The sequence below is a fragment of the Eubacterium sp. AM05-23 genome, from assembly GCF_003477535.1.
In the GTDB taxonomy this organism is placed as follows: Bacteria; Bacillota; Clostridia; order Eubacteriales; family Eubacteriaceae; genus Eubacterium; species Eubacterium maltosivorans.
Window position 1 is genome coordinate 223,239 of record NZ_QUDF01000007.1, and the last position, 17,638, is coordinate 240,876.

General features: G+C 51.0%; 13 protein-coding genes and 1 tRNA gene. All 14 read left to right on the plus strand.

Annotated features, from left to right (window positions below; genetic code table 11):
- Positions 1-81 precede the first annotated feature (81 nt).
- The 14 genes from DW091_RS11845 (at position 82) to DW091_RS11910 (ending at position 17,638) form a co-directional block, all read left to right on the plus strand.
- On the plus strand, positions 82-753 hold the full coding sequence (locus DW091_RS11845; protein WP_058695638.1) for a cobalamin-dependent protein: 672 nt from the start codon (positions 82-84) through the stop codon (positions 751-753).
- A complete protein-coding gene (locus DW091_RS11850; protein WP_058695637.1) occupies positions 753-1,454 on the plus strand; it encodes a GntR family transcriptional regulator in 702 nt (233 codons plus the stop codon). The genes DW091_RS11845 and DW091_RS11850 overlap by 1 nt, the downstream gene beginning before the upstream one ends.
- Entirely contained in the window at positions 1,454-2,140 is a 687-nt protein-coding gene (locus DW091_RS11855; protein ID WP_058695636.1) for a GntR family transcriptional regulator, read from the plus strand. Before DW091_RS11850 ends, DW091_RS11855 begins: the two co-directional genes overlap by 1 nt.
- A 118-nt stretch (positions 2,141-2,258) precedes the next feature.
- Positions 2,259-3,266, plus strand: a complete 1,008-nt coding sequence (locus tag DW091_RS11860) for a DMT family transporter (RefSeq protein ID WP_058695635.1) — start codon at positions 2,259-2,261, stop codon at positions 3,264-3,266.
- Positions 3,267-3,277: 11 nt separating this feature from the next.
- Positions 3,278-3,562 carry a hypothetical protein gene (locus DW091_RS11865; RefSeq protein ID WP_058695634.1) on the plus strand — a complete coding sequence of 95 codons (285 nt, stop codon included), beginning with the start codon at positions 3,278-3,280 and terminating at the stop codon, positions 3,560-3,562.
- Complete coding sequence (locus tag DW091_RS11870) at positions 3,549-4,982, plus strand: trimethylamine methyltransferase family protein (protein ID WP_158577885.1); 1,434 nt, start codon at positions 3,549-3,551, stop codon at positions 4,980-4,982. The genes DW091_RS11865 and DW091_RS11870 overlap by 14 nt, the downstream gene beginning before the upstream one ends.
- A 168-nt stretch (positions 4,983-5,150) precedes the next feature.
- Positions 5,151-6,749: a sensor domain-containing diguanylate cyclase gene (locus DW091_RS11875; protein ID WP_118518240.1), complete on the plus strand. Its 1,599-nt coding sequence runs from the start codon at positions 5,151-5,153 to the stop codon at positions 6,747-6,749.
- A gap of 143 nt (positions 6,750-6,892) precedes the next feature.
- Entirely contained in the window at positions 6,893-7,846 is a 954-nt protein-coding gene (locus tag DW091_RS11880) for an AraC family transcriptional regulator (protein ID WP_083337128.1), read from the plus strand.
- A 105-nt stretch (positions 7,847-7,951) separates the two neighbouring features.
- Positions 7,952-9,739, plus strand: a complete 1,788-nt coding sequence (locus DW091_RS11885) for an ABC transporter ATP-binding protein (protein ID WP_187368467.1) — start codon at positions 7,952-7,954, stop codon at positions 9,737-9,739.
- Complete coding sequence (locus tag DW091_RS11890; RefSeq protein ID WP_118518242.1) at positions 9,739-11,481, plus strand: ABC transporter ATP-binding protein; 1,743 nt, start codon at positions 9,739-9,741, stop codon at positions 11,479-11,481. The genes DW091_RS11885 and DW091_RS11890 overlap by 1 nt, the downstream gene beginning before the upstream one ends.
- A 309-nt stretch (positions 11,482-11,790) precedes the next feature.
- Complete coding sequence (gene polA / locus DW091_RS11895; protein ID WP_118518243.1) at positions 11,791-14,448, plus strand: DNA polymerase I; 2,658 nt, start codon at positions 11,791-11,793, stop codon at positions 14,446-14,448.
- A 61-nt stretch (positions 14,449-14,509) separates the two neighbouring features.
- Complete coding sequence (gene coaE, locus DW091_RS11900) at positions 14,510-15,124, plus strand: dephospho-CoA kinase (RefSeq protein ID WP_158577886.1); 615 nt, start codon at positions 14,510-14,512, stop codon at positions 15,122-15,124.
- Positions 15,125-15,179: 55 nt separating this feature from the next.
- Positions 15,180-15,269, plus strand: a tRNA-Leu gene (locus DW091_RS11905).
- Positions 15,270-15,532: 263 nt separating this feature from the next.
- Complete coding sequence (locus tag DW091_RS11910; protein ID WP_058695626.1) at positions 15,533-17,638, plus strand: hypothetical protein; 2,106 nt, start codon at positions 15,533-15,535, stop codon at positions 17,636-17,638.

A 17,638-nucleotide genomic window follows, 5' to 3' on the forward strand; every position in this document is an offset into this window, starting at 1 on the left:
GATGCCGCATGATGGTAAAATGGCGTTCAGAGTTGTGTTTTTAAGGACGATCAGTTATACTAGGCGTAAAGGTGATTTAAAATGAATACAGACATTTCCAGAGAAAAAATTAAAACAAACATCATAAAAAGTGTGACGGACCTGAACGAAAAAAAAACACTGCGCCTGGTGGAAAAAGCCCTCAATGCGGGGGTAACCATGGGCGATATTGCGGAATATCTTCAGCAGGGAATGGACAACGTGGGAGAGCTGTTTGAAAAAGAGGAGTACTTTATCGGCGATCTGATCATGGCCGGTATTATCTTCAAAGAGGTTATGAAGCTTGACAAACGCAGCGTGGCAGACCAAAAGGAAGCTCCCGGCAGCCGGGGAACTATCCTGATCGGCACCATCCATGGGGATCTGCATGATATCGGAAAGGATATTTTTATTGGTCTGGCCTGTGTCAATGGCTTTAACGTCATTGATCTGGGGGTGGACGTCCTCCCCGAGGTCTTTATTGAAAAAATCAGGGAGGCCCGCCCGGAAATCTTAGGCTTCAGCGGCCTGCTGACAACCGCCACAGCGGAGGTCAAAAAAACATTGAAGATGATTAATGACGCGGGCCTGCGCGATGGGCTGAAGATCATTGTCGGCGGTGGACTGATGCAGAAGGATCAGGAGACAGCCGAGGCCTACGCCGACGCTTATGTCAAAAACTCAGGAAGAGGGCTGGAATACTGCCTCGAGTGGGCGGAGAATGGTTACAGATAATGGATATACCGATTTATGAGAAAATTGCAAATGATCTAAAGGAAAAGATCAATCTGGAGCTTTTGAAGCCCAATGACCTTATTCCCTCAGAAGCGGCTCTGTGCGAAGCCTACAATGTCAGCCGCCTGACCGTCAGGAAATCACTGGAAATGCTGGTGCGCGACGGCCTGGTTTACCTGGTTCAGGGAAAGGGGCACTTTGTAAAAAAAACAAACGGCAGCAACTATACCCTGACGTTTAACGAAGTCAGCTTTAAGACCACAGATATTGACCAGATACACATTGTGGATGTCGATGTGATCGAATCGACCAAGGAGCTGGTTTATCTATTGAAAATTCATCCTAACACGCGCGTGCTCAGAATTAGGCGTGTGCTTTATGAAAAAAAGCAGCCCATTGGTTATGACATCAAGTACATTCCTTACTATCCCGGCTTCCCGCTGATTGAGGAGGAGCTGGAGGCCAGAGATTTTGTTGAGATTCTGGCAGACCGCATCTCGCCTTATTCGGTTCAGATCGATTTAAAGATTACACCGCAGAGGGCCAGGAGTGAAACGGCAGAGCAGCTTGGAATCGACGAGGGCAGCGGAATACTGACGGTGTCCCAGCTTTTAACAGATGTCGAGCTTGGCGTTGTGGGGTATTGCGAAACCTTTTATAACGCAGAATATGTAAAACTCACCGCAGAATGGAGCAGGTAATGGAAGCAAAGCTTTATAAGGGAGTACAAAACGATCTTAAAAAGAAAATTGAACGGGGAATCTATCCAGAAGGGTATAAGCTGGAAAGCGAGAACAGTCTCTGCGCCCAGTATAATGTCAGCAAGGTAACCTTGCGTAAGGCGCTCTCAAACCTTATTGAAGAAAATTATATTGAATCCAGACCACGGGTAGGGTATTTTGTAAAAGCGGCGGAACGCGGAATATATCATCTTAGCTACAGCCTGTCCAATGTGCTGAATACCTACATATCTGACGAGGAAATCTTGTCGGCGGATTTTGGCGGGAGAGAGAATGTCAATGCGTTTGAGATGTCCAAGCGTTATGCTAACGATGACGACGAGTGGATCGCCCTTGAGCGGATCCGGATTGTTTTCAGGCACACTCTGCCCGGTCAAAAAAATACGGAAAAGACGCGTGATTATTATAAAAGGCATACCGAGGATATCCTGTCCCTTGCTGAGACAAAAAAGATGACCTTGGAAGTGTCCTTTGGCGACGAGGCTGTCTGCAATGCTCTGGAAATTTTTTCGAATGAGGCATTGCTAACAATCTGTGAAGAATACTATGATGAATATGGAAAACAGTTTGCAGAAGTGAGGGCATATGTGCCGTCGGATTTTGCAGAGGTGAGGGCATCTAACAAAAGAAAGGAATCTGGTTTTTAAAGATTTTCTTTTTTGTTGACAATCTAATATTATCATGATAATATTAGATCAATCATTTGATATTATCACGATAATATCAAATTGGGAAAGCGCTTTTCAAAATAACAGGAGGAGAAAAATGGACGTTAAGGAAAAATTATATCAAAAAAACCTTTCCATTGCAAAACGGGGGCTGCTCTGGGGGCTTATGGGAGGGCTTCTGTATGGTATCAGCCCGATGTTTCAAACACTGGGGATGGGCACCGAACCTTTGAGCAGCGGCGCTGTTCTGGGCCTGTGCGCCATACCCATGATCGTGGGATGTCTTCAGGACTTTTCATCCGGGATATGGGTTTTAATTCCGAACCTGAAAAATGGGAAGGGAAAGGAGTATGTCCGCTCCGTAAAAACTAAACCCGGCCGTTTCATTCTGCTGGCCTCACTCTTCGGAGGGCTCATTGCCATGGCGGGCTTTACGCTCGGCGTTTACTTTGCAGGGCCAGTGTATCCGGTAGCCATCAGCGCGACCTTTCCTGCCATCGGAGCGGTATTATCACGGATATTTTTAAAGGAAAAAATTTCGGGCCGCGGCTGGTGCGGAATTCTGCTGTGTGTGGCCGGTGCCATCACAGTCAGCTGGGCGCCGCCGTCAGGGGACGCTTATCCGAATTTCTATCTTGGAATCGCCTGCGCAGTGCTGGCCTCTGTGGGCTGGTCCCTCGAGGGGATTATCTCCTGTGCTGGAATGGATTTTGTGGATCCTGAGATCGCCCTTGGCATCCGCCAGTTTGCATCGGGAACCATGTTCCTGTTTGTGCTGCCCTTTGTGGCCAGCGGTGTCAATCTGAAAGCCTTTGGCCTGTTGTTTTCAACACTGCCCAGCATGGCCTTTGTGTTTATCGCCATCGCGGGATTTGGAGCAGGTATCGGATATTTTTACTATTATAAGTGTAACAATGTCTGTGGCGCGTCAAGGGGGATGTCGCTGAATATTATTTATACGCTGGTTTCTGCGGTCTTATCGGTTGTTTTCCTCGGAAGCACCATCACAGCGACCTTTATCATTGGAATTATTGTTTTACTCTCCGGAGCGCTTATGGTGGTGGGAAAACCGTCAGAGCTGCTCTCGTTAAGAGATATCAGTTAGGAGGAAATAAAATGGCAGCGACAATGCCCATGCGCTTTAATATTATCAAGCAGATTATCGACAGCCCTGATGGGCTGAACCCACAGCAGGTATATGAGCGGATTTCACCTTATTACAAAGGCGAAAAACAGTGCAACGAAAAGGAGATTGACGCTCAGCTGATGTCCCTTAAGGGGACTGGCCTGGTGGAGATTACAAATACAATAGAACGTTCCGATGGTTTTCTGGAATCGACCTATGTCATTACGGCTTATGGCAGGGAGCGCTCCCAAAAATACATTGGTGAATACTTATAAGGAGTTGAAAATGAGCCATATTCTCAAAAAAAAGGATTTAGAAACAATATATGACAAGGTTATTGAAATATTAGAACAAATCGGCATTACCTTTGGAACCAAAAAAGCCCTGGAACTGCTTGCGAAAAATGGCGCGAAAATCGAAGGCGACAAGGCCTTTATTCCAAAGGCGCTCCTGGAAAGATGTCTGGAAAGCCTTCCCAAATATGATTATGAAAACCAGGGGCCAAAAAGAATCACAGCGACTTCTCCCTTTGGTATGGTGCCCACCATTCTGGATGATGAGACCGGCGTGTACCGGAGCGGCACAGTGGAGGATGTTGTGAAAATGTATAAACTCACCCAAACCTCAGACCTTTATGAGTGCGCCAGCCCCTGCGTTATCGACCCTGTGGACAACGACGCGGACGATCTGTACGTCGGCCAGATTGCCATGCTCCTTCGCTACAGCGATAAATGGCCTTCGGTTGGGATAAGGGCAACAGCCCAGAACTCAAAGGACGGAAACCTGTACCAGAGCGCGCGTAAATCCATCCGGCTTATCCGTGAGTTTTACGACGTGTGGGACGAACCTGTAATGGGGCAGTCTATCTGCCCCATGTCCCCCCTTGCCTACGACTGGGAATGCCTTGATAATTTAACCGCCGCCATTGAGGAAAAACAGAACATCATTCTCTGCCCCTGCAGTCTGACTGGGCTGACCGGGCCGGCGAGCCTGCTGGGGCTGGTGATCCACGATATTGCCATCTCCCTGGCCGGAATCGTTTATGTTCAGCTGCTTTCTCCAGGGATTGACGTCTCCATCTGCTCCTGCTCGGGCGCGACAGATATGCGCAGCATTCAGCCAGCCTATGGAACGGTGGAATGTGTCTATATTGAGGGGATGCTTTATGAATTCGCGAAGTATATGCAGATCGGCTGCACAATCTGCGGAGCACTGTCCGATTCCGCAAAAGTGGATTACCAGGCAGGGGCGGAGAGCATGCTGACCACGCTGATGCCGTATTACGCCTCTGAAATCAATGAGGTCTGGTGCTATCCCGGCCTTATGTCTGCCTGGTACTGCGGCAGCTTTGAAAAGCTCATTCTGGATGAGGAAATGATGCGCAACGTCAACCGGGCTCTTAAAGGTGTGAATTTGAAGCTGGACCCTAAGCTGATGACGAGTTTGACAGAAGCCCAGGAAAAGAACACCTTCCTTCAGGGAAAAACGCCTTCAGCGTACAGAAAAGACCATTATTTGACTAAAATTTTCAGCAAATATGGCGTTTCCCAAGATATCAGTCCGGAAAAAACCGACGTCAGATTAAAGGTGAAAATGGAGATCGAAAACCGGATTAATCAATATCGGGCGCCGGAAATTACGGAAGACCAGAAAAAGCTTTTACAGTCTTATCTTCCTTCAAAATGTTCGTTTTAAAACTTGGGAACCCGTATCGTCACGATACGGGTTCTTTTGTCATGTGTACTTAAACACAAAAAATTCAGCTTTTAAGAATATAACCTATTGTTGAATGGTATGATTTCATATATAATATAAATATATATGGATCAAGATGCCCGTCGGGACGTTTGAGGAGAGGGAGCAATGGGGGAGAAAATCAGGAAAAGAAAAGCAGTTATTTTTGTAGTAACGTTTTTAGCGGTTAATCTAATAGCCCTGTCGATTATCACAGTTTGGGAGTCGGTTTCGGTCAACCGGCGGCTGACAGCCCACGCAGAGGAGATCGGGGCTGGATTTGATGAGGTCATGGACAGCTATGAGCGGTCCTTTATGATCTTTGCGCAGATGATGGGGCGGGAGATTCAGAACAATCCAAATCCGGATATTTTGTGGGATTACCTGAAAAGCATTGATGCGCCCCTGCTGGCCATTGAGGGCGAAACCTTTGACGGCTTGTATATGTACTACCAGGGGCGGTATCTCTACAGCTGGGACAAGCCCTATTCGGCCTATGAGGAGACAGGCTATGTGGCCACTGAGCGTCCCTGGTACAAGGACGCGGTAGCGGGTAAGGGAGAGATTGTTTTTACACCGCCTTATATGAGCTACGCCAACCACTATATTCTGACAACTATTTCACAGCTGCAGCCAGACGGCGAGACCGTTTTTGCCTATGACATTAAAATGGGCGACATTCAGAAGCTCGTTTCGTCCACGCTTCAATATGACAACGAGCAGATTATGATCTTTGATCAGAATGGAACAGTCATTGGAAGCACCAATACCGATTATCTGGGCGGCAGCTTCGACGCCAGTCTGGAGGACACTGCCCAGGCGTTATCACTGGCGCAGAGGGAAAAAGAAGCCCTTGACGCCACGGATGAGGCAGAGCTGGCCAAGGCTGAGGAAAAGATTCAGTCGGCCGCTGCCTTTTACAGCTTCAGGCAGGAGATAAACGACAGTTTGACCCAGGTGATGGAGACAGATCAGGAAACCATTACTGTCAAGCTGGGTGGCAGCCGCTATTACGCTTACCTGAACAGGAAAGACGGATATAGCAGCCTGGTGCTTGTTCCGGTGACGTCAATGCTGAAGGGCACCCTTGAGGTCTGGCTGGTTCCCCTGCTGATCGTGGAAATACTGCTGATCTATTTGCTGGGGCGCATTAGCAAGGAGCAGAGAAACCGCGAGCTTAGAAATGCCTATATCGAGCTGGGCCAGACCCAGCGGCGGCTCGAGATCGCCCTGTCGGCCGCCAAGAAGGCCGCGGCCATCGACGAGCTGACTGGCATGATGAACGACCGATCCTTCCAGAAGGAGGTAACCAGAACGCTGGACAGTATGGAGGCGGATGAAACCGGTATTCTGATCATGATGGATGGTGACCATTTTAAAGAGATTAACGATAATTACGGCCACAATATGGGAGATGAGGTCATAAAGCTTTCGGCCAAGATGATCATCGGCCGTATCCGGGTTGTGGATCTGGCTTCGCGGCTGCATGGCGATGAGTTTGCAATCTTCGTGTCGAATACTGAGGATTATGCAGTCGCCAGGCGGATCGTGGCCGATATAAACAACACCATCGCGCGAGAAGCCAGAAAAATGAATATTCCGTCTATCACCCTGTCGGGCGGCGCAGTTATTGCCAGACACGGTGATACCTATGTCGAGCTTTCAAAGGCTGCGGACAAGGCTTTATATAAGGCCAAGGAAAGCCACGACGGCGGTTTTTCCTGCTGAACAGGGTCTGTCGCATGAGCAAATATAAAAAACCAGGCATTTTTGCCTGGTTTTTTGCTGCTTTTTATTAACTTGCCATAAAAGCATCTGAGTGCTATAATGTATACCAATAAAGTTAGATAAACTTAACTAAGGCGGGTGATATGATGAAGCTTGAGTGCGAACAGCCATACTGTAATTATATTGAAGTCCTCCACCGGGATGATGAAAAAACCATTTACCGCATGAACTGCGGTGATGGCGACGGAATTATGGTCTGTTATCCGGTTTTTGACGGAGTGGAGCTTTATTACAATGATTTTCAGGCCTTTCGTTGCAGCGAGCCCGGCAATCGTCCTGGCACCAATTTCCTCGAAATAAACCACTGCCGTAAGGGTCGCTACGAATGCCGTTTTAAGAATCACTTTGCCTACCTCAGCGAAGGGGATTTAGCCATCATAGGCTGGGATTTTCCCTGTGACGCTTCCCGCTTCCCCCTCGGCTATTATAACGGCATTGAAATTCTTATCGACATTGCCCATGCCCAGGAGCACCTTTCCTGTGTGCTTGAGGGGATCGAAATTGACCTGGACAGGCTGAGACAAAAGCTCTCAGGCAACGGGGGGTGCTTTGTACTGCGGGCCACCAAGGAGATCGAGCACATCTTTGACGAGCTCTACCATGTGGACCCGCGGATACAAAAGGGCTATTTCAGAATCAAGGTGCTGGAGCTGCTGCTCTTTCTGAGCATTACCCCTTTTGACAGCGAAAGGGGCCGGCGGCGGTACCTTTCGGCCCGCCAGGCGCGTGTGGTGGAACAGATACACGATGTCCTCACCCAAAATCTGGACCAGAACATCACCCTTGAGGATCTGTCAAAGCGCTTTGACATTGGCATGACTACCATGAAGAACTGCTTCCGGGCCGTGTATGGAAAACCCATCAATACCTGGCGCAGAGAGTACCGCCTGCATGTGGCGGCCCGGATGCTCAGAGAGACGGGCAAGAGCGTCCTGGAAATCGCCAACAGTGTGGGCTATGAGAATCCCAGTAAATTCTCCGACGCTTTCAGAAAACAGATGGGCGTCCTGCCCCTTGAGTACCGGAAAAATAATTGACCACATGGAGCATTCCGCCCGTCCGGGGTAGAGACAGAGACCGGTTAGGAGTAAACTGTTTCCTATAGTTAGATATATCTAACTAAAAAGAGAAACAGAGGTGATATGATGCAACCACAAAAAGAGGCCCGGCGGGGGCTGTTTTCGTACGCGGGAAAGTATAAAGCCCTGTCCGTCTGCGCCTGTATTTTATCCGGGGTCAGCGCGGTTCTGGTCCTCATGCCCTTTATCTGCATCTGGCAGGTGGTGAGGGAAATTTTCGCGGTGCTGCCCAACGTGGGGCAGGCTCAGAATCTGAGTTACTATGGCTGGCTGGCCGTGGCCTTTGCCCTGGCAGGAATCATTACTTATTTTGCAGCCCTGATGTGTTCGCACCTGGCAGCTTTCAGAACAGCGCGCAATATGCGCAGCGAGGCGCTGCACCACATTGTCAGGCTGCCGCTGGGCTATTTTAACCAGAACAGCAGCGGCAGGCTCCGCCGTATCATAGACGAGAGCGCAGGGCAGACCGAGGCCTTTCTGGCCCACATGCTGCCCGATCTGGCGGGGGCCATTGTGACACCCTTTGCCATGCTGGCTATTCTGCTCATCTTTGACTGGCGGCTGGGCCTGGTGAGTCTGGTGCCCATGATCATTGGCTTTATTATCCTGTCACGGATGATGGGGGCCAGCATGAACACATCCTTGCAGCAGTACCAGAACGCCCTTGAGGACATGAACTCAGAGGCTGTGGAGTATGTGCGGGGTATTCCGGTGGTCAAGACCTTCCAGCAGAGCGTTTATTCCTTTAAGAATTTTCACGCAGCCATCAAGCGCTATAGCTCCTGGGCAGTGGATTACACCCTTAAATGCCGTTTGCCCATGTGCGGCTTTACCGTGTCAGTCAACGGCGTTTTCGCCTTTCTGATCCCGGCGGGAATCCTGCTGATTGCCAGTGCGGTGGACTACAAAACCTTTTTGCTGAATTTTATTTTCTATGTCCTGTTTACACCAGTCGTTACGGTCATGATGACAAGGATCATGTTCTCGGGGGAAAATGCCCTGATGGCCCGCGACGCGGCAAGGCGTATCGAAACGATACTCCTTGAAAAGCCACTCGAGGAGCCGACGGCGCCCCTCAAACCAAGGGGAGCCGGCATTGTGTTTGACCAGGTGCGGTTCACCTATTCGGGGAGCGATACGCCCGCTGTCGACGGCGTCAGTTTCGAGATTCCCGAGGGCGCCACTGTGGCTCTGGTGGGCCCCTCCGGCGGTGGAAAGACGACGGCGGCCAGCCTGATTCCGCGTTTTTGGGATGTGCAGGAGGGCCGTGTCTGCGTCGGCGGTGTGGATGTTCGCCAGATCGCTACCACCGACCTCATGGACCAGGTATCCTTTGTATTCCAGAACACAAGGCTTCAGAAGGCCAGCCTGCTCGAAAATATCCGCAGTGCCCGGCCCGACGCGCCGGCAGAGGCTGTGCTGGCAGCCGCCCGTGCCGCCAGATGTGAGGATATTTTTGAAAAGCTGCCCCAGGGTATCGACACTGTTGTGGGCACCAAAGGCGTTTACCTGTCCGGCGGTGAGGCCCAGCGGATCGCCCTGGCGCGCGCCATTCTGAAAGACGCGCCCATCGTGCTTCTGGATGAGGCCACTGCTTTTGCCGATCCCGAGAATGAATACCAGATCCAGAAAGCCTTCGAGGAGCTGACAAACGGGAAAACCGTTCTGATGATCGCCCACAGGCTGACCACCGTCCGGCATGCCGACTGCATTCTGGTCATGGAGAATGGCCGGGTCACAGAGCAGGGAACCCATGAAGCGCTGCTGGAAAAGGGCGGCACCTATGCAGCCATGTGGAAGGAATACCAGAGCACAGAAGCCTGGAAAATAACCGGAAAGGAGACAGCCTGATGACTGCTTATTTTCAGAAAAAGTTTGCCCTGAGCGAGCAGGGCGCAAGGGATCTGGTCAAGGCGGTTTTTGCCTGCACCCTGACCGATGTGATCCTCATGCTGCCCATTGGCCTTTTATACTTAGTCGCGACAGAGCTGGTTTCGCCCCTCATCGGGGGGAATGCTCCGGCGCCAAGCCTGTGGTTTTATATTGTCGGCTCGGTGATTGTCCTGGCACTGATCTTTATTTTTGAGTACATCCAGTACAACAAGACCTTTCTGGCATCCTACGCCGAGAGCGCGAACATGCGTATCCGGCTGGCAGAAAAGCTGCGGCGCCTGCCGTTATCCTTTTTCGGCAAGCGTGATCTGTCCGACTTAACCACCACCATCATGGCCGACTGCGCCGCTATGGAGACAGCTTTTTCCCATTATATCCCTGAGTTTATCGGGGCAGTGGCATCGGTCATTCTGGCCGGCATCGGGCTGTTTGTTATGGACTGGCGCATGGCGCTGGCACTTTTGTGGGTGCTGCCTGTGGTGCTTCTTATCATGGCGCTGAGCCGGGCACAGCAGAACAAGGTGGGCCGGCAGCACAACAAGGTAAAGCTGGACTGTGCCGACAATATACAGGAATGTATCGAAACTGTAAGGGAGATCAAGGCGAACAATCAGGAAAGCCGTTATCTGAAAAAACTTGACGACCTGCTGGGCAGAAATGAGAAAATCCAGATCAAGGCTGAGCTCAATACTGCCATGTTCGTAGTGACCTCCCAGATGCTGCTGCGTGTGGGCAGTGCCACCGTGGTGCTTGTGGGATCAGTACTTCTGGTCAGCGGCCAGACCGACTTTCTGACCTTTCTGGTATTTTTGATTGCGGCGACCCGTGTCTTTGACCCCTTATCCGGCGCACTGGTTAACCTGGCGGCCATCTACGCGACCATGCTCACAGTGGAACGCATGAAGGAGATCGAGGAACAGCCAGTCCAGGAGGGCAGCGAGCAGGCAGACTACCAGGGCTATGACATTGTCTTTGATCAGGTGGGCTTTGCCTACAACAGTGGGAAAACCGTGCTCGAGGATGTATCCTTCACAGCTTGCCAGGGTCAGGTAACTGCTCTGGTGGGGCCTTCCGGCGGAGGTAAGAGCACCGCGGCCAAGCTGGCCGCCCGCTTCTGGGACATTCAAAAGGGGCGGATTACCGTGGGCGGTACAGACATCAGCACTGTAGAGCCTGAAACGCTGCTGAAAAATTTTTCCATTGTTTTTCAGGATGTGGTACTCTTTAACAACACCGTACTCGAAAATATCCGTATTGGACGGAGGAACGCCACCGACGAGGAAGTGCTGGCCGCGGCACGCGCCGCTCAGTGCGACGCTTTCGTCATGAAGATGCCCGACGGCTATCAGACCAAAATCGGTGAGAATGGATCGGTTCTTTCCGGCGGAGAGCGCCAGCGCATCTCCATTGCCCGGGCGCTGCTCAAGGACGCGCCGGTCATCCTCCTGGATGAGGCCACCGCCTCGCTGGATGTCGAAAATGAGTCCCAGATCCAGCGGGCCATCTCCAACCTGGTTAAAAACAAAACCGTGCTCATCATTGCCCACCGCATGCGCACCGTGGCCGGGGCTGACAAAGTTGTCGTCCTGGAAAACGGCCGGGTCGCACAGCAGGGAACGCCGGAAGCCCTCATGGAACAGGGCGGCCTGTACCGCCATATGGTCGAGCTCCAGCAGCAAAGCGAGGACTGGGCCATCTGAATATCAAAAAGAAAAGTCCATTCGACAAAGAATGGACTTTTTTAGTCCCCAATCCCTGTACATTTAAGCCGCTTTTGGTATAATGAAGCTGAGTCCAAATTTCCAAGGGAAATTTGGCAGGGCAAAGGAGCGTAAGCGGTTGCCCGGCAACGAAGCGAACGCAGAGGACGAGGAAATTTTCCTGAAAGGAAAAAAGAATTACCGAGGAGTCTGTGCTCCTTGAAAAGAGTCCAAGCTTCGTCCTGCCCCTCAACCCGTATCGCCGCGATACGGGCTCATCGACCAAAAATAAATCCATGGAGGATTCACGTGAATAAAAAAAGTATCTTGATTGACGGAAACAGTCTGGTTTACCGTATGTTTTACGGCGTGCGCGAAATGTCCAATTCCAAAGGCGTGCCCACAAACGCCATCTACGGCTTTGTCAACGTCTTAGTAAAAATCCAGAATGAGTACAAGCCGGATTATCTGGCAGTGGCCTTTGACCTGAGCGCCCCGACCTTCAGGCATAAGGAGTACGAGGACTATAAGGGCGGCCGTGACAAAATGCCCGAGGATCTGCAGGTGCAGATGGACCTGCTCAAGGAGCTGCTTGGCAAAATGGGGATTCCCATGATCACAAAGGAGGGCTACGAGGCCGACGATATTATCGGCACGCTCTCTAAGCAGGGCGAAGCCAGAGAGACGAAGACTCAGATTATCACAGGAGATAAAGACTCCTTCCAGCTGGTGGACGACTATGTCAATGTGCTCTACACTGCTACCCGCAGCGGTACCCAGTTCGCCACAGTGGATGACGCCTACATCATGGAACGCTATGGCGTAACGCCCAGGGAGCTCATTGACGTTAAGGCGCTTATGGGCGACCCGTCCGACAATATTCCCGGTGTGGCCGGCGTAGGCGAGAAGACAGCCATCAAGCTCATCAAGGAGTACCACAATATCGATACGCTGTACGAGCACATCGATGACCTCAAGGGAAAACAGAAGGAAAAGCTGGAAGCCGGTAAGGAATCCGCCTTTGCCAGCCGCTTTCTGGGTACCATCTGCCTGGATGTGCCACTGGACCTGAGCCTTGAGGATCTGGCTTTCAAGCCGATCTTTACCGAGGAGAGCATCGAAATGCTCAGGGACCTGGAATTCAAGTCCATCCTCAATAAAATCCTGCCCGATGACGGCGAGGGGGACGCGCCAGTGGCGGCCAGCGATATCCAGTACACCACCATCGGCACCACCACCGAGATGATCACGGTCATGAACCGCCTGGCCAGGGAGCTGAAGCTGACGGTTTACGCCTACCGCGAGGACGACCGCGTCTGGGTGGCGGCGTACATCGGCGGTGTGTACTACTTTGTGGAAAAGCCCGCCATGGTTTCAGCCTTTTTCAGCGGTCTCGGTGAAATTCCAGAGGCCGACAGCCTGCAGACCGTCGGGCATGACCTAAAAAATCTGACACATATTTACCACAGCCAGTGCTCAGTCATCGTCAACTACACCTTTGACACCTACATCGGCGCCTATCTGCTGAATCCGTCCGACCAGCGCTATGATCTCCAGACCGTTGCCATGAAATACCTTGGCGACACCATCCAGAGCGAGGAAGACTTCTTCGGCAAGGGCAAGACCCTGGTGAGCGCAGCGGACATGGACAGCGCCAGACTGGCTGCCTTTATGGTCAAAAACTGCGAGGTCATCCACCGTCTCGAAAAGCCCCTGTCAGAAAAGATCGAAGCTGACGGTATGACTGGCCTGTTCCAGAACATTGAGCTGCCCCTGCTCAAAATCATGGCTTCCATGGAGGAGCTGGGCTTTAAGGTCGATATCCACCAGCTTGAGGAGCTGTCCGTAGAGTTTGAGAAAAAGATCGAGACCCTGACCTCGGAAATTTACGAGCTGGCCGAGGAGGATGATTTTAATATCAATTCCACCAAGCAGCTGGGCGCCATCCTCTTTGATAAGCTCAAGCTGCCAGTGGTCAAAAAGACCAAGACCGGCTATTCCACCAACGCTGAGGTGCTGGACCAGCTGGTGCTGTTCCACCCCATTATCCAGAAAATCATCGACTACCGCATGATCTCTAAGCTGGATTCCACCTATGGCAAGGGCCTGATAAAGCTGGTAGACCCAAAAACCCACAAGATCTATTCCACCTTTAACCAGACGGTTACAGCTACCGGGCGTCTGAGCTCCTCCGACCCTAACCTTCAGAATATTCCCGTCAAAACGGAGATGGGCCGGGAAATTCGAAAGGTATTTGTGCCATCAGCCGAGGACCGGGTACTGGTTGATGCCGACTACTCCCAGATTGAGCTGCGTGTGCTGGCCCACCTGTCTGAGGATGAAAACTTGATCGACACTTTTGTGAAAAACCAGGACATCCACACCCGCACCGCCTCCGAAATTTTTAACGTGCCCATGGACGCGGTGAGCAGAGAGCAGAGGAGCCACGCCAAGGCCATCAACTTCGGCTTGATCTATGGCAAGCAGGCCTTCAGCCTGGGCAAGGACCTTGGCATCACCCGGGGCGAAGCCCAGTCCTATATCGATCTGTATTTCTCCAGATACCCCAAGGTGCTGGAATACATGGAGAACATCAAGGCCGAGGCCAAGGAAAAGGGTTATGTGACCACCATCTGGGGGCGCAGACGCTATATCACCGAGATCAATTCCAGAAACCGGATGCTGGTGCAGGCCGGTGAGCGCATGGCGCTGAATACCCCGATCCAGGGCTCCGCCGCCGACATCATCAAAATCGCCATGATCAAGGTTTACGACCGTCTTGAACGCGAGGGGCTGAAATCCCAGCTGATCCTCCAGGTGCACGATGAGCTCATCATCGACACCCTCAAGACTGAGCAGGAAACCGTTATGAAGCTGCTGGTAGAGGAAATGGAAAATGCTGTGGATCTCAAGGTGCCTCTGACTGTGGATGCCCACGCCGGGGATTCCTGGTACGCGGTCAAATAGAAGCGGTTGCGCGGACCCGTATCGCCGCGATACGGGTCCGCTTTCTAAAAGGAGCAAGTCAATGAAAGTTATCGGATTAACCGGAGGCATCGCCTCGGGAAAATCGACGGTCTCCACCATTTTCAGGGAGGATTACAGGCTGCCCGTCATCGACGCCGATCTGCTTTCCAGAGAAGCTGTGCTGCCGGGCAGCCCCGGCATGCGCCAGATCGAGACCGCCTTTGGCCGTGAGGTTCTCCTGCCCGACGGCAGCCTGAACCGCAGCCGTATGGGGGAGCTCATCTGCGACGACAGCGCGGTGAGGGACCGGCTGAACGCTATCCTGCACCCGGCCATCAAGGATCTGTACTACGCGAATCTGGAAATGCTGAAACGGGACGGGAAGCCGCTTGTCATTTACGACTGTCCGCTGCTCATCGAGGCTGGCCAGCGCGATGAGGTGGACGAGGTCCTGCTGGTGGTGACCGATGCCCAGACAAGGCTTAAGCGCATTATGGAGCGGGACGGTGTGGACGAAAGCCTGGCAAAAAAGAAAATCGAGATACAGATGCCGGATGAAAAAAAGATCGAGCTGGCAGACACCATTATCTATAATAACGGTACGCTGGCCGACCTCAAAAACAGCCTTGATTTTTATATGAAAGAAAAATTAAAAAATGCTTGCATTATGAGCTAAGACCGTTTATAATAAATAAGGTCACGGACCGGTGATACAATCGGTCCGCATTTATGCGAGGATGGCGGAATTGGCAGACGCGCAGGTTTGAGGGGCCTGTTGGAACTTATCTCCAGTGAGGGTTCAAGTCCCTTTCCTCGCACCATTTTTAAAAAACAAAACCATGGAAGAGCATTCCATGGTTTTTTTATTTCTGACCCGTATCGCGGCGATACCCTTTGAAAATAATTTTTCCTACCAGAGAGTGTGTTTCTCTGGTTTTTTGTGCTTTGGCCAAATCTTCCCCGCTTTTTATCTACATTATTTAAGGGTTTTATGATAAACTATAATGAATTATGCAAAGTATTAGATGTGGATGAAGGATTTTTATAAATAGATCTATTTTATATCGAAAGGAAGGGTGTTTTAATGAAGAATTGTTGTGAAAAATGCGGAAAAGAACTGGGGTTTTTTGAGCGTTCTTTAAAAATAAACAATTCGCGGATTAACATACAATACGATGCGCTCTGCAGCGAATGCCACAAAACCATCAAGGAGGGCATCAGCCAGATCGACGAAATGTACCAGCGTGTCATGGGAAACCTCAAGGAAAATTACCGCGCCACCAACATGGCAGCCGTGGATATTGACACCTTGATCTTTCTGGCAGTCGAAGCGCTGCTGGTCATCGAACCGAATTATTTTTCTGACAAGACCAGCCTGAACCAGACCATTATCAACCGGACCGACCGGATCATTAACAAACAGAACGACATGGCCAAGATTGTCTACAAGGTGCTGCTCTATGGCTTCTTTGACAATCTTGAAAACAACGGGCTGGACAAGAGCAAGAACTTTGTCAGCTACATGATGCAGAATACTCTTTACATGGAACAGCTGTCCATGAACTGCAGCGAGGAAGTGCCGCGGACCTACGTTAACGCCTTTTTCTCCCGCAAGGGTTTTATCATGGAGCGCATTGAAAAGAAAACCCTGCTTTATGTCATGATCAAGGACGAAACCGTCATTGACTACGAAATGAAGCAGACCGAGGATTATTACCTGATCGACTTTAAAAATCTTTTCTATACCGGCGATCCGGGAAAAAATGTCCAGTGTTATGTGAACGGTGTGGAGAACGCAAAGACCATCACCAAAACCATCGATAATTTTAATACAAAGACTACCAAGAAAGAGGAGCGCCGCATACGCGACACCCTGAACATCATTAACGAGAAGGTTGTGAGAGACCTGAAGTCTCTGAAGCCTGATGAAGCCATCGACACCATTCATCTGGACTGCGTGCTGCTCTGTATCGCGAAAAATATAAGAAATGACCCCGAGGGACGTAAATCGCCCATTCAGGCCCCAGACGGCCTGACAGTGGATCTGCTCTGGAAAAAGTACACGGCCAATCTGGCGCTCATGGGCATCGACAGCAAAGAAAAGGCCGCCGAGTATATTGCCAAGAACTGCCTGTATGCAGACGGCTTCCATGTAAAATACGGCAAAAAAGATCCGGAAACAGGCTGGGCTTTCTTTACGACCAAAGGCTATATTGTCGCCTTTGACCAGAGCAAGCGGTTGTTTTTCATGTATACCGACGACTATCCCAACGACCTGTACTTCCCTTGTAACGAGATGATGTATAACGGCCGCCAGTACCTCCAGCTGCCAATGGAGGACGAGGTGCCAAACGACGACGAGCTGGACGGCATCCTGTTCTTCAGCCGTGACGTTAAGCTGATTATGGGCATCGGCCATTATTTTGAGCGCAACAATATGTTTTACCAGATGGAAAACTTCATCGAGGTTGAGGAAGCCGTCTACGGCGATCCTGAGCAGCTCATGGAGGTGAAGCGGGTGTCCGACCACCTGTTCAGGGATTTTGGCTACATGCCCTTCTGCCTGTATGACGAGTGGTATGTGATCCAGAAGGAGCTGCGGCAGGATGATATTCTCCTGAACCGGCTGATTCCCGAAAAGAGCGGCCTGCGCAAACGCTACGCCACCGGAGATGTCATCTACGCGCCCAAGATTCTCGATGCATTTAAAAATGGAGCCAGAGAGCTCCAGGACAATCTGGAGATCATGGGTGAGAGCATAGCAAAGGGGCTGCTGTGGTGCTATTTCAAGGCCTCCCTTATCGATACCCTGTCCAAGGAGTGGGTCCGCATCGGCGGCGATATCCTGGCAGCCGGTGACGACCTGGTGACCGCCTTTTTCAAATATTCCAGCCTCAAGACCATCGAACCGGAAAAGACCTACTATATCGGCTTGTTTATCTACTATCTGATGGATAAAAACATTCTGCCGGATACCGATTTTCTGGACAATTATGAGCGGGCAGTGCAGACCTTCCTCGAATGTAAACGGGAGGTTGACCGCACTCTGGCCGAGCAGCCGGCAGAGCCCATAACCCAGGAAATAAATACCGAGCCTGAAACGCCCCGGCCTCAGGCGGCACCGGCAGACGCGGCCCCCGAGCCCGAATTCAAGCCCCTGAACTGGGAAGATGACAAGCGGGGTGAATAA

Bases quoted from the DNA above. Each gene is read 5' to 3' on its own strand.
- DW091_RS11850 (WP_058695637.1), top strand. From the start codon at position 753: ATGGATATACCGATTTATGAGAAAATTGCAAATGATCTAAAGGAAAAG.
- DW091_RS11845 (WP_058695638.1), top strand. From the start codon at position 82: ATGAATACAGACATTTCCAGAGAAAAAATTAAAACAAACATCATAAAA.
- DW091_RS11910 (WP_058695626.1), top strand. From the start codon at position 15,533: ATGAAGAATTGTTGTGAAAAATGCGGAAAAGAACTGGGGTTTTTTGAG.
- DW091_RS11855 (WP_058695636.1), top strand. From the start codon at position 1,454: ATGGAAGCAAAGCTTTATAAGGGAGTACAAAACGATCTTAAAAAGAAA.
- coaE (WP_158577886.1), top strand. From the start codon at position 14,510: ATGAAAGTTATCGGATTAACCGGAGGCATCGCCTCGGGAAAATCGACG.
- DW091_RS11880 (WP_083337128.1), top strand. From the start codon at position 6,893: ATGATGAAGCTTGAGTGCGAACAGCCATACTGTAATTATATTGAAGTC.
- DW091_RS11865 (WP_058695634.1), top strand. From the start codon at position 3,278: ATGGCAGCGACAATGCCCATGCGCTTTAATATTATCAAGCAGATTATC.
- DW091_RS11890 (WP_118518242.1), top strand. From the start codon at position 9,739: ATGACTGCTTATTTTCAGAAAAAGTTTGCCCTGAGCGAGCAGGGCGCA.
- DW091_RS11875 (WP_118518240.1), top strand. From the start codon at position 5,151: ATGGGGGAGAAAATCAGGAAAAGAAAAGCAGTTATTTTTGTAGTAACG.
- DW091_RS11885 (WP_187368467.1), top strand. From the start codon at position 7,952: ATGATGCAACCACAAAAAGAGGCCCGGCGGGGGCTGTTTTCGTACGCG.
- DW091_RS11860 (WP_058695635.1), top strand. From the start codon at position 2,259: ATGGACGTTAAGGAAAAATTATATCAAAAAAACCTTTCCATTGCAAAA.